This is a genomic window from Pseudomonas sp. DSV-1 (genome assembly GCF_035830915.1).
GTDB lineage: Bacteria > Pseudomonadota > Gammaproteobacteria > Pseudomonadales > Pseudomonadaceae > Aquipseudomonas.
Genome location: NZ_JAYMYG010000001.1, coordinates 5,025,497 through 5,037,500 on the forward strand (window position 1 = coordinate 5,025,497; position 12,004 = coordinate 5,037,500).

General features: G+C 56.9%; 10 protein-coding genes, 3 rRNA genes and 1 pseudogene (1 of these 14 only partly in view). 1 reads left to right on the top strand and 13 read right to left on the bottom strand.

The features are described 5' to 3' along the window. Positions 1-37 precede the first annotated feature (37 nt). The 8 genes from VSQ83_RS23320 to VSQ83_RS23355 all read right to left on the bottom strand — a co-directional run bounded on the left by VSQ83_RS23320 (position 38) and on the right by VSQ83_RS23355 (position 7,810). Positions 38-682: an NADH:ubiquinone oxidoreductase subunit N gene (locus tag VSQ83_RS23320; RefSeq protein ID WP_133079321.1), complete on the bottom strand. Its 645-nt coding sequence runs from the start codon at positions 680-682 to the stop codon at positions 38-40. A 107-nt stretch (positions 683-789) separates the two neighbouring features. After that, positions 790-2,235, bottom strand: a complete 1,446-nt coding sequence (locus tag VSQ83_RS23325; RefSeq protein ID WP_133079322.1) for an efflux transporter outer membrane subunit — start codon at positions 2,233-2,235, stop codon at positions 790-792. Beyond that, positions 2,232-3,134, bottom strand: coding sequence for an HlyD family secretion protein (locus VSQ83_RS23330; RefSeq protein ID WP_326427616.1), 903 nt, complete (start codon positions 3,132-3,134; stop codon positions 2,232-2,234). The genes VSQ83_RS23325 and VSQ83_RS23330 overlap by 4 nt, the downstream gene beginning before the upstream one ends. After that, positions 3,131-3,340, bottom strand: coding sequence for a DUF1656 domain-containing protein (locus VSQ83_RS23335; RefSeq protein ID WP_016782973.1), 210 nt, complete (start codon positions 3,338-3,340; stop codon positions 3,131-3,133). Before VSQ83_RS23335 ends, VSQ83_RS23330 begins: the two co-directional genes overlap by 4 nt. Then, positions 3,337-5,427: an FUSC family protein gene (locus VSQ83_RS23340; protein ID WP_133079324.1), complete on the bottom strand. Its 2,091-nt coding sequence runs from the start codon at positions 5,425-5,427 to the stop codon at positions 3,337-3,339. The genes VSQ83_RS23335 and VSQ83_RS23340 overlap by 4 nt, the downstream gene beginning before the upstream one ends. Continuing rightward, positions 5,424-5,855 (bottom strand): MarR family winged helix-turn-helix transcriptional regulator, encoded by a 432-nt coding sequence (locus VSQ83_RS23345; protein WP_326427748.1) that lies wholly within the window; start codon positions 5,853-5,855, stop codon positions 5,424-5,426. Before VSQ83_RS23345 ends, VSQ83_RS23340 begins: the two co-directional genes overlap by 4 nt. 100 nt (positions 5,856-5,955) lie before the next feature. Beyond that, a complete protein-coding gene (locus VSQ83_RS23350; RefSeq protein WP_133079325.1) occupies positions 5,956-6,213 on the bottom strand; it encodes a DUF2789 domain-containing protein in 258 nt (85 codons plus the stop codon). After that, a complete protein-coding gene (locus tag VSQ83_RS23355) occupies positions 6,194-7,810 on the bottom strand; it encodes a glycosyltransferase family 39 protein (RefSeq protein ID WP_326427617.1) in 1,617 nt (538 codons plus the stop codon). Before VSQ83_RS23355 ends, VSQ83_RS23350 begins: the two co-directional genes overlap by 20 nt. A 247-nt stretch (positions 7,811-8,057) precedes the next feature. Between VSQ83_RS23355 and VSQ83_RS23360 the strand changes: the two genes are divergently transcribed. Continuing rightward, complete coding sequence (locus tag VSQ83_RS23360) at positions 8,058-8,756, top strand: GntR family transcriptional regulator (protein WP_326427618.1); 699 nt, start codon at positions 8,058-8,060, stop codon at positions 8,754-8,756. 48 nt (positions 8,757-8,804) lie between these two features. On the opposite strand, the gene VSQ83_RS26850 is transcribed toward VSQ83_RS23360, so the two are convergent. The 5 genes and pseudogenes from VSQ83_RS26850 to VSQ83_RS23380 form a co-directional block, all read right to left on the bottom strand. After that, complete coding sequence (locus VSQ83_RS26850) at positions 8,805-9,590, bottom strand: methyl-accepting chemotaxis protein (RefSeq protein ID WP_374105714.1); 786 nt, start codon at positions 9,588-9,590, stop codon at positions 8,805-8,807. Between the two features lie 69 nt (positions 9,591-9,659). Further along, positions 9,660-10,685 (bottom strand): annotated as a pseudogene (locus tag VSQ83_RS26855) (cache domain-containing protein); the annotation flags it as partial. A 292-nt stretch (positions 10,686-10,977) separates the two neighbouring features. Beyond that, a 5S ribosomal RNA gene (gene rrf, locus VSQ83_RS23370) occupies positions 10,978-11,093 on the bottom strand. 105 nt (positions 11,094-11,198) lie between these two features. After that, positions 11,199-11,314, bottom strand: a 5S ribosomal RNA gene (gene rrf / locus VSQ83_RS23375). A gap of 151 nt (positions 11,315-11,465) precedes the next feature. After that, positions 11,466-12,004: ribosomal RNA gene (locus VSQ83_RS23380) — 23S ribosomal RNA — on the bottom strand; it runs 2,353 nt beyond the window's last position.

Genomic DNA, 12,004 nt, shown 5'->3' on the forward strand with positions numbered 1-12,004 from the left:
CGACAGAGCAGGCGCTGCTCTTGAGTAACGCCAGGCCTCATGCAGGTTGAGCGTAACGCTGGTCGATCTCGTCAAGTTGATGATCAAAGCTCTTGAGGCTGGCACTCCAGGTGTACACCAGCACTTCCAGGTCGTGGTCGATGCAGGTTTCTCCTACGGAATTGAAAGATACATCCGAGTAATCTAGCTGATAGCGCTCACGGGCCATCGCCGCGGCGACATCCGAGAGCTCACGCGCAGTGTCGAGCCATTGGCGATCTTCGGATGGCAGGGCTTTATCGAGTTGCAGGCATTGGGCTTTAAGGGCATCCAGGCTCTTTTCCAGCGGGGTGCCGGTCAGTTCGCCCATGAACTCCTGGAAGGTTCGGCCCGGCTGCCAGTAGCTCCCCCAGAAATAGCGATCGAATACCGTTTCGACCCGGCGCAATGCAACCTTGGTGTCCCATATAAGGACACGGGTCTGGCCTTGGGTGATCTGGCGCTTTTTGATTTGCCGGGTTTGCACCAGGGCGCAGGCCACTACCACTATGGCCAGTACGGCAATCAGGGCGCTGGCACTGTCGAGAAAGATCATTGCCTTGTCGATCTGGTGCGCCAGCATGATGCCGTAGAAGTAAGTCGCCGAAAGCAGCACTACCGCCGCTACAGCACACCAGAAACCGGGAGCATAAGGGTTTTTCATTATTAGTATCCCCATCAGGCATGGTCTGCACGATGAGGAGGGCTACAGACCCGCAAACGCCCTGAACCATCGTTCTGATACCGATAATTCAGAGCATAGCAACGCTGTCAGGGTTTAGCGTTTGCAGGGGCGTGCGTTCGTCCACTTTCCCAGCCGCCACCCAGGGCCAGAAACAGATCGATCTGGCTCATGGCTACCTGGGTATTGGCAGCCGACAATTGCGCGCGCATGTCGGTGTAGGTACGGGTTGCTTGCAAGTCGGCCAAAAATGACTCGCGCCCGGCCTGGAAGAACTGATGGGTCTGATCGGCCGCGGTTTTTGCCGACTGCTCTGCATCTGCCAATGCATCGCGGCGCTGCAACAGCGCGGTGTATTGCACCAGACTGGTCTGGGTTTCACGGATGGCGTTGAGCACTACGCCGTCGAACCTGGCCAATGCCCCCTGGGTAACAGCCTCTGCTTCACGAATTCGGGCTCGCGAGCCATTGGTCGGAATCGTCCAGCTCAGCATCGGGCCAAAGCCCCAGCGGTTGGTGGGCGCCGTACCCAGATTGTCGATGATGCCCACCGTGCCAATGCTGGCACCGATGCTGATGTCCGGGTACAGGGAGCCCGTGGCGACACCTATCTCAGCGGTCGCTGCGGCCAGATGGCGTTCGGCCTGACGCACGTCAGGGCGGCGCTTGAGCAACGCTGCACCGTCACCTACAGGCAGCAGTTGCGCGATGTGCGGCAGCTCGGCACAGGTGGCAACGCCAGATGGCAGTTGGTCCAGCGGCTTGGCCAGCAACATGGACAGGCGGAACAAACCGGACTGGCGCAACGCCTCGTAACGAGGCAATTCTGCCCGCAACGATTTGAACTGGGTTTCGGAGCGGGTGACTTGAGTTTCGTCGCCGCGGCCCGCATCACGCAGACGTTGGGTCAGGCTGGTGCTTTGCGCTTGCAGCCTGAGGGATTCATCAGCGATGTGGTGTTCTTCATTGGCTGCGCACACTTGGGTGTACGCCCGCACCACATCCGCTACCAGGGTGATGCGCGCGGTGTCGGCGGCAGCCTGAGTTGCGTCGGCATTGGCCTGCGCCGCTTCGATACCGCGCTGCAAGGTGCCCCACAAATCGAACTGATACGAGGTGCTGATGCCCAGGTCGCCGACGTTGGCCACCGGCACCTTATCCGCCAGCAGGAAGGCTTCCCCGGACTCTTGCAGACGCTGAGCGCCCGCCTTCACCGAGCCACTCCAGCCTCCGGCCGACTGCGCCTGCTCAACCTGAGCCCGCGCCCGCGACAGGTTCGCCGCCGCGACCCGCAAGTCGGTGTTGGAGGCCAGCGCCTGACGTACCAGCTCGTTGAGTTTCGGGTCTTGGTAGAGCTTCCACCAATCATCGGGGACCGGCGCGGACATCACATTGGCACCCTCGCCCGCCAGTTCACCCTGCAAGTCCGGGCGTTGCATGGCCGCGTCTTTGGGCAAGTGGTAATCAGGGCCAAGCAACTGGCAACCGGACAGCAGCAAACCCAGCCCTACGGCTGCCAGGTGAACGGCTTTCATCGCGCACTCTCCGGGGCAGGCCTGTCTTTGGACGAGTCTTCGATAATGGACACTGTCGCAGTGCGACCGGCGATCATGCGAAAGTCCTCCGGCACATCATCAAACACAATGCGCACCGGAATCCGCTGCGCCAGCCGTACCCAGCTGAACGCCGGGTTGACGTTGGGCAGCAGGTTCTGGCCGCTGGTACGGTCACGGTCTTCGATACCCGCCACGATGCTTTCGACATGACCACGCAAACGGGCATTGTCGCCAATCACGCGGATATCAACGCTCTGACCGACATGGATGCCATCGAGCTTTGTCTCCTCGAAATAACCGTCGATATGGAACGAGGTGCTGTCGACAATCGACAACACAGGCCGCCCCGCCGTGACGAACTCATTGACCCGGGGTGCCCGGTCATTGACGTAGCCATCAACCGGGCTGCGCACGACGGTACGGTCCAGGTTCAGCTGAGCACTGTCCACGGCCACCTGGGCCTCGGTGAGCGCGGCCTGAGCGCGCATTTCACGGGACTGGCTTTCTTCGAGCAGCTCACGGGCGACCAGATTACCCAGCCCCTTGTTACGACGGCTTTCACGCTGGGCTTGCGCCAGGGTTTCCTTGCGATCGGCAACCGTGGCCTGGGCTTGGCGCAACGCCAGTTTGAAGCGTTCCTGATCGATGACAAACAGCACCTGGTCACGGGTGACGAGCTGGTTGTCACGCACATCGACCTGCTTGATCAAGCCCGAGACATCGGGGGCTATTTGCACAATGTCGGCTCGGATGTGGGCGTCGCGGGTCCAGGGAGCAAACATGTAATACATGGACATGCGCCAGACCACGACGCAGGCAAACGTCACCACCAATAAGGTGAGAACGACACGGCCCAAGGTCAGTAAAGGTTTTTTCATGTCATCAGATATCGACTAAACGAATCCACAACGCCGAGTAACAGAGCGTAGAGACCGACGTTGAACAAAGCCCGGTGCCAGACCAGACGGTAAAAGTGCACACGCGTGAGTAACCCGTGAACCACCAAAAACAGTAAATAGGTAATGCCCATCAATACCAGGAGCGTGGGCAGGAATACCCCGCTGATATCTACATCACCGATCATAGCGGCGCTCCATCAATGCTTTGAGCCTGAGGATGTGACAGGTCGTCGTTGTCGACGATAAATTCGACGCCAGGCAGCAAAGCCAGACGCAGCCCGCTAAGGGCATGCAGCAGGTGCACCCGCGCTTCGCCTTCGCCTTGCAGGTCGTTGGCGTTGAGGGCGCGACGAGTGCGGTCCATGGTCATTTGCAGGCCAAGGGGCATTGGCAAACGCTCACCCGCCTTGAGGCAGGCGCAAAAGTAGTCACCCACATCGCTCACCACCTGACGCAACAGCCGTTGCGGTATACCCGTGACCCTTGGCGCATAGGCCAGCAAGTCCAGAAGGTTGAGTGCAACCCGCAGATCACGCAGAGCGCTGCCCGTGTCCTGCCCGGTCAAGGCCAGACGCGGCAAGTGCTGCATCAGGCGATCAAGCATTTGCGCCCCCATGTGCCGGTGCTCGGCCAGAGTCGCGGGCTGGGTCAGGGTGACGATGTCGCGCCAGCTGAAACGCGTCAGACGCTTGGCCGCCAGCTCGGCACCGAACGGACGCGCAAGCAGGGTCCAGACGAAGGCAAACAGCAGACCGATAGGGCCTGCCAGGTTGGCGTTCATGAACACCATGAAGTCCGCATCGTAGGCGCCCTGGATGCTGATAAACGAAGCGGTGTTGACGATGGTCAGCAATGTGCCCAGGTAAAAACGCGGTTGTACGGTCAGGGTACCCACGCAGATGAACGGCACTGCGAACGCCAGTACCAGCATCGGAAAGTCGTGCAGGTTGGGCAGGATTACAAACAGGTACAGGCTGGCGAACACCACCGACAGCGAGGTCCAGAAAAAGAATCGGTAGATCTGCGGCGCCGGGTCGTCCATCGAGGCAAAAAAACTGCAGGCCACCGCGGCCAGAATCACGGCACTGGCGCCGTCGGTCCAGCCGAGCAATATCCACAGCACTGAGGCGACGACAATCGCAGTCACGGTGGAAAATGCCGAATAGAGCATCAGCCCGCGATCGAGAAACGGCGTCAGCCGCCCAAGGCGCCAATGCCGGTATACGGCACGCCAGACATCCTGACTGCCGGTCGATATGGCTTTTTGCAGGCTGCGACAGTCTTGCCACAGGTCGATCCATTCGCCCAGTCGATACAGCACGTTGGAAAAGACCAATTGGCGACGATCATCCAGCGCCGCGGCACTGGGTTGTAACGCTTCGAGTTCATGGCGCAATGCTTGCCAATGCTCGATCGAAGCCCCTTCCCGGGTACTTTCAAGCCACAGCTGAGCATGGTCGAGCAAAGGAGTGACTTTATCGAGCAGTTCAGGGGCGCGACGCTCCAGCGCGTAGAGTGCGTCGTCCAGTGCATCGACCACGGGTAACAAGTGGATCATGCGCCCGCGCAACTCTTTGGTATTGCGCACGGTCTGCGGGTGCGCGCCCTCATGGGGCAGTTGGCCAATCATCATTTCAAGACTGTTGAAGGTCGTGACCATCGATGCGCGCAGGCCGCTGGCTTTGCTCGGCTCAACGTCGCGAGCCAGAAAGTGCTTGCTGTAATTGCTCGCATCGGCGAACCACTTGGCCGCCGAGTCGATAAAAACCGGGGTCAAGCGGCGAGGCCAGAACATGCTGCCGACCACCGCCGCGCAGACTATCCCGAGCATGATTTCCTCGGTACGCGAGACGGCGATGTCGAAGACGTTCAGCGGATTATCCACAATCGGCAAAGCGATCATGGGCATGGTGTAACCGGCAAGCATGAATATGTAGCTGTTGGCAGTGCGCAGGTGCAGCGACAGAAACAGCAAAATGCCGGTCCAGAGCGCGATCACCAACACCAGCAGAAATGGCGTTTGCACAAATAGCGGGACAAAAAATACGGCAGCCGCAGCGCCGATCAGGGTGCCTAGTGCGCGGTACACCGCCTTGGAACTGGTAGGCCCGACGAAGGGGCTCGAGACGATGTAAACCGTGGCCATGGCCCAATACGGACGGGGCATTTCCATTAACAATGCGATATACAGCGCGATCATCGATGCGGCGAACGTGCGCACACCATAGAACCAGTCACGGGCAGGCGGCATGCTGCTGAAAAACCCGTTCAATTCATCGCTCCGTCAGGCAGTTGACCGGCCGCTTCAAAGGCTTTGATCACACGCAGTGCGGCTTCCTGGTCAGCCAGCGAAATGCCTGCCAGAGCCGCTCTTCTCAGTTGCACGAGTTGGGCTTCAATCGATTGCACCAGGACGCGTCCGGTGTCGGTAAGACTCAGGGTTTTGGCGCGTCGGTCGCTGGCATCTTCACAGCGGCGTACGTAGCCGGCCTTGCACAGCTGATCGAGCAGACGCACCAGCGACGGGCTTTCCATCCCGGCAGCATGGGCCACGGTGACTTGTCTCACCCCCTCCCCCAAGCGCCCGATAATCAGCAGCGGCATGGCACAGGCTTCGGAAATGCCGTAGTTGACCAGCGTAGCCTGGCAGACGCGACGCCAATGGCGAGTCGCAACCACCATGCCGGTGCTGATGCTCATTTGCAGTGGATCGAGAGTGTCAGGCAAGAGGCGTCACATAATGTTAGTTTGCTAACTATTAATATTGCGCGGCCAGATGATCACAGTCAAGTGTTGCCATTTATTTCTGCTTACCTACGATCGGTTTTGTGCGCAGCATGAGGTTCAGTTGGTCGACGATTTCAGCCCAATCGGCATCCTCAAGATGCTCTTCACGCAAAAACGCCGCTTGGGCAGGCGTCCAGAAAAATGCGTCTTCGAGCTTCAGGTCAGGCTTGAGCGGTGAGTGGGTTGTGACAAATTTTTCGATATCTTCGGGGCTGGACGGCAGGCCCAGTTGTTTGAATAAGGACGGGAGGCTATGGGTTGGCTTTTGCATTGAGTTGACTCCATTCAGGTTCAGGGCCGCATTCGGCCCCAAGGCAAGTCAAATATAGTCGAGCCTGGGTGTCATCGACGGCCAAGTCCTGTGCTTTGTGCCAACCTGCTGGAATAGAGCCGAAATCATCCGGCAGTTCTTTGCTACTGATCAGCCAGACCCGCCCCGTACCGGCCGGCAAGTCTGCCAGTCGATCAACATAGATTTTGGCCCCATTGGCGTTCACCAGGGTGCCAAACCCGTAGTTGTTAGGACGTCCGGATGCGCCGCTGTCTGTGGGCGGCGTGTAGAGCAGGGGTTCAATCCCGGTCTTGTTGTAGTAGACGTAACTGAAGTACCAGAACAGGTCACTGACTACGATTCGGTCACCAGGCAGGAACTGTTGGTTTACGTGCTCAACCAGACGATCAAAATGGTCGGCATCGCTGCTGAAGTTACTGCGCAGGCCCACCAACTCAGTGCCAACAAACAGTGACAGAAGTGCGAAGGCCAACGCACGCTTGTGCTTGAGCAGGCGATCCACTGCGATCGCCACAAGCAGTGGCAAGCCAAGTGCGGCAAACATCACGTAACGCTCGATAAACAGCGGCGAGACAAACGACACGGCGTAAATGGCCAGGATCGGCAGCAGGGTGTAAATCACGATCAATCCAGTGAATTTATGCCGGGATGAATCGCGAACCGCCATCCATACCAAGCCGCCCAGCAGTGCAAGCGGTGCCAGCCAGAACAGCGGCCAAGGCAGGTTTTCGCCTTCGTCCTGAATCAAAAGCTGCCAGGTCATGGCGGGCAAAGAGCGGGCATCGACTGCAGGCTCCCAGCCCACATCACCGCCGCTCTTGAGGTCGTCCATGTGCTGCAGCAGATCCACCAGGCCGGGGAGCCAGGGCAGAAACAACAACACAATGGCAACATTGGCCAACCACCAGGCGGGACGCTTGATCAACCACCCGGAGCTACGGCCACTGATCAACAGATATAGCCAGTGGGCGATCACACAGAAAGCGGTGAAGTAATGCGTATAGAACGCTGCCGCCATCAACCCGATGTAAATGACCGGATAACGGAGTTTATGCGGCGCTTTAACCCAATATACCAGCGCAATCGTGGCGCCTATCAGCCACAGCCCCATGAGCGAGTACATCCTCACTTCCTGGCTATAACGCACTGCAGTCGGCAGCAATGCCAGCAGAAGCCCGGCCAGTAACGCGGCTCTTTGGGTTGCAATCAACCGCACGAGCCACATGCCCAGCAATACGGTTGCGATACCCGGCAAGACACTCAGGGTTCGGATGGAGACAAGACCGTCACCAAACAGCGCCATCCAGCCATGCAGCAGCATGAAATACAACGGAGGGTGAACATCGTGCGACGCATGCAACCAGATTTCGGCGAGGGGATAGTCGCTCAGCATCAGGCTGGAGCCCTCGTCGCACCAGACGGCAGAGGCTGTAAAACCATAGAACCGCACCACTGAGGCCAAGAGCAATATGCACCACAGCCACGGCTGGCGAACTATTTGGGTGAGTGCAATGTGGGGCGACTCAGGAGTACGCAACCGCAACTCCCCCACATCGTTCTTGCTGAGTACGCCCATCCTTCACCTGCTGTGCATTAAGGCTGCGATTTGGGCAGCTTTGATTTTGGCGATTGTAGGGCACAGGCCCTGACAAAAGGGAGCGGGCTGAAGCGTCCTGGAAAAGAAAGATAGTGGCACCATGTAATCTCTTATCTCGCAGTCAGGCTAAACTAAACGTAACAAGGTTTGACAAGGATTGGGTCAGTACCTAACTTGAATTGGATCCAAACAAGCGTGCTGAACTTTCGGCGTAGGTAGTAACAACGTGGCCGTCAAACTCAATCCTTTAAACAGCATAGTTGTATCAGGCCCCATACCCGCTCATTTGGCGCGGGTGGTGATTGAAGAAACTTTGCGCAACGCCATTCTTGATGGCCGCTTGCCATGCGGTACCGCAATCCGCCAAGAAGCGTTGGCACAGTTGTTTGGCGTTAGCCGAATGCCCGTGCGCGAGGCACTGCGTCAGCTGGAAGCTCAAGGCTTGCTGCAGGTCGTGCAATACAAAGGAGCGGTTGTTGCTCCTTTGATCGAGGACAACTCGCTGGAGACCTACGAGCTGCGCCTGTTGCTTGAAGCCCAGGCACTGCGTCTGTCAGTACCACTGCTGACTGACGAAGACTTTGAAACGGCCGACAGCTATATCGAGGCACTCGAATCCGAAACAGATTTCGGCAAGATCGGCACACTCAACCGGCAATTTCATCAAGCGCTTTACTGCAGGGCGCCGAATCGAAAACTGCTGGCGTTGATTGAGGCAGGGCTTATCGAGGAAGAACGCTTTCTGCGCTTTAACCTTGAGCAGATGGACCTTGGCAAGTTGTGCCAGGACGATCACAGGGCACTGTTGCGTCATGCCCGAGCCAGAGAGGTTGAGTCATGCATTGCAGAGTTGGAGTTACATCTGCAACGCGGTGTTTCGGCTATTACCCACTATCTGAACACTCAGAATGCAAAACAGCCCTGACGCTTGAAACGCCAGGGCTGTGGATAAGTCTTGAGCGACTAGCGATCCTCAGATCTTGAAGCTGTCGACCAATTGCTTGAGACGACTGGCTTGCTGCGACAGGGCATCGCAGTCCTTGAGGGTTTCGTTGAGGTTCACCACACCTTGCTGGTTAAGCAGGTTGATCTGGTTGATATCCACATTGAGGGTTTCGACCACGGCGGTCTGTTCCTCGGTTGCCGCGGCAACCGACTGGTTCATTCCGTCGATTTCTTCGATACGTTGAGTCACGCTGATCAATCGAGCCCCCGCCTGATTCGCGACCTCGACGCTTTCTTCGCTGGAAATCTGGCTCGCATTCATGGTGCTGACCGCTTCGCGGGAACCCACTTGCAGCGAGGTGATCATTTTATGTATCTCCTCCGCCGACTCCTGAGTGCGGTGAGCGAGGTTGCGCACCTCATCGGCCACCACGGCAAAGCCTCGACCCGCCTCCCCCGCACGTGCGGCCTCAATGGCTGCGTTGAGGGCCAGCAGGTTGGTTTGCTGAGAGATGCCTTTGATCACATCCAAAATGTGGCCGATATTGTCGGTGCTGGCATTCAGGGTTTCGATTTGCGCACACGACAGACTGATCTTCTGCGAAAGCTCGGTCATGGCCTGGATGGTCTGCTCGACAACCTTGCGACCATCATCTGCCTGCTCACTGGCTCCGCTGGCATGCTGTGACGCGTCGGCAGCATTGCGGGCGATTTCCTGGGTGGCAGCGCCCAACTCGTTGATGGCGGCGGCCACGCTGTTGGTTCGCGCACTCTGCTCGTCCGAGCCGACAATGGATGCGTTGGACGATGCCATGACGCGGTGAGACAAATCATGCACATGGCGGGTAGCAGAGGACACTTCGCTGATTGACGCGTGAATACGCTCAACGAACTGGTTGAACGAGCTGGCCAACTCCCCAAATTCATCCTTGTTCTCAATGACCAAGCGCCGTGTCAGGTCGCCTTCGCCTTGCGCGATGTCTTGCATCGCACGCCCCATCGTAGTGAGCGGACGCATCAATACCTGGATCAACAAGCTCAGCAGCAGTGCAATCGCGGCCACGGCAATAAACATCGCAATCACTGCCGATGTGCGGAATTTAGACAGTGGCGCGTAAGCCTTTTCTTTGTCGATGGATTGACCGATAAACCAATCTGCGGACGGCAAGCCTGTCACCGGGGTAAAGGAAATAATCCGCTCCTGGCCGTCGAGCCTGACTTCCTGAACACCTTTTTCAATGCGTAGAGCACTGGACGGGTAGATATCCTTCAGGTTTTTCATCACCTGATTTTTATCCGGACTGACGATGATCTGGCCATCGCTGCTCACCAAAAACGCATAACCCAGACCACCTGAATCAACTGAGTTAATGATTTTGACCAGGCTATCGAGGCTCAGATCACCGCCTACCACGCCGAGCAGCTCACCGCCTTTTTTAACCGGCATGGCAATGGTCACAATCAGGCCCCCGACAGCTGCCATGTAGGGCGGTGTCAGCATGGTCTGACCAGCGCTTACCGCTTGCTTGTACCAAGGGCGCTCACGGGGGTCATACCCTTCGGGCATTGTGGCATCGGGGCGCTGGGTAAAAACTCCGTTGGCTTGCCCGACGTAGGTGAACTGGAAGTTGGAGGTAAACGCTGGCTGATCGACCAGGCCGGGCAGATCAGCCTGGCTGCCTTGATGCGCAATGCTTTGTGCGAGGCTCTCCAGCACCAGGATGCGGCCACTGAGCCAATTCTGAACACTGCTGGCTGTCAGGTTGCCAGCTTGCTGCACCGAGGACTCGATGTTTTGCTTGATGGTGTCGCGCTGCAGGTAGTCGTTATACAAAGTGAATAATGCAAACGCCAGAACCACGACCCCTGAAGCGGCCAGAAGGATTTTATGGCTGAACTTTAGATTCATAGCATGGGACTTCTTATGCCAAAAGGTTGGATGCGTACGTGGGCACCGTTGTGTGTAACAGCGCAGACAACCTCTTGGCAGGTCTGCTCGTACGCATTGCTCAACAGGCTGTCGGCACCAATTGCGGAATACTTAGCCACTTTTGGTAGCTATGTGTTTAATCCGACGAAAGCGCAGCCGTGGCTTTAAAAAGGGATATGGGAAGGGCTAGAGAACAGAAGGCGCTGGGGATTTATATCGCGCAAAAACAAAACCCCTGTCTGCGTTAGCAGACAGGGGTTTCGGAATTCAATCTTGACGATGACCTACTCTCACATGGGGAAACCCCACACTACCATCGGCGATGCATCGTTTCACTTCTGAGTTCGGGATGGGATCAGGTGGTTCCAATGCTCTATGGTCGTCAAGAAATTCTGTGTCAGATCCGTCATGAAAACGTCTCTGCGAAAACTTGGTACTTCTATAAAAACAAAATCCCCGTCTGCGCGAGCAGACAGGGATTTTGGAATTTAATCTTGACGATGACCTACTCTCACATGGGGAAACCCCACACTACCATCGGCGATGCATCGTTTCACTTCTGAGTTCGGGATGGGATCAGGTGGTTCCAATGCTCTATGGTCGTCAAGAAATTCGGTAGCCAGGTCGTTTACCTTTCGGTTCACGCTCCAGCGAATGGGTATGTAATAGTTTGGTGTTTTGTGAGTCGCAAACTTTCGGTTTGTATCGTCTTCACACACCGCAATCTGGTCTCTTCGACGCAAATTGCTTGGGTGTTATATGGTCAAGCCTCACGGGCAATTAGTATTGGTTAGCTCAACGCCTCACAGCGCTTACACACCCAACCTATCAACGTCGTAGTCTTCGACGGCCCTTTAGGGAACTCAAGGTTCCAGTGAGATCTCATCTTGAGGCAAGTTTCCCGCTTAGATGCTTTCAGCGGTTATCTTTCCCGAACATAGCTACCCGGCAATGCCACTGGCGTGACAACCGGAACACCAGAGGTTCGTCCACTCCGGTCCTCTCGTACTAGGAGCAGCCCCTCTCAAATCTCAAACGTCCACGGCAGATAGGGACCGAACTGTCTCACGACGTTCTAAACCCAGCTCGCGTACCACTTTAAATGGCGAACAGCCATACCCTTGGGACCGGCTTCAGCCCCAGGATGTGATGAGCCGACATCGAGGTGCCAAACACCGCCGTCGATATGAACTCTTGGGCGGTATCAGCCTGTTATCCCCGGAGTACCTTTTATCCGTTGAGCGATGGCCCTTCCATACAGAACCACCGGATCACTAAGACCTACTTTCGTACCTGCT